Source organism: Shewanella sp. A22 (assembly GCF_053850585.1).
Genome location: NZ_JBSQBN010000267.1, coordinates 1 through 553, shown reverse-complemented (window position 1 = coordinate 553; position 553 = coordinate 1). Strand labels below are relative to the sequence as shown.

Genomic DNA, 553 nt, shown 5'->3' with positions numbered 1-553 from the left:
TAACCCTCTGCACTATTTAAATGTATAAATTGAATAAGAATTATCAACAAACTGAGCACTAAATGGAAAATAGTGAGCAATATGGTGGGTCCAACACAGCACTAGTCGCTTGATTGATATCAAGCTGAAAAGGAGGTTATTATTTGAGTGTTTGTTTTCGTTTTTGAGATTAAACCTTAAGCACACAACCAGCGCTGGCAGTTTGATGCGCCTTGTCTCCGCTTTCGTTCTAGATGTTCAAAATATTCCGTTAATGCAGGTAAAGCCCCTACCGCACCTTTGAATAATGAACCAAACTCAGTGCTGATTTTTAGCCAGTTGTCAGCAGGAATATTTAGTCTATTGAGAATATCTTGGCTAGTTGAGCTAATTGCACCGCGTTTATCTTCTCGAACAATTCGCCCGGTATCCTCCACCAACACAATATAATCTTTCACACTGAACATTAGCCCGTTAGGCATGTTTAGTCGTTCATTACCCACAAAAGGTAATAACTCTGCAGGTTGCTCACCTTTAATCGCTGAATTTATACGTCGTTGAATACTGGTGTAGT

General features: G+C 39.4%; 1 pseudogene. It reads right to left on the bottom strand.

The annotated features are described in order from the left end of the window. Positions 1–176: 176 nt before the first annotated feature. A pseudogene (locus ACWXWT_RS20635) lies at positions 177–553 on the bottom strand (transposase); the annotation flags it as partial.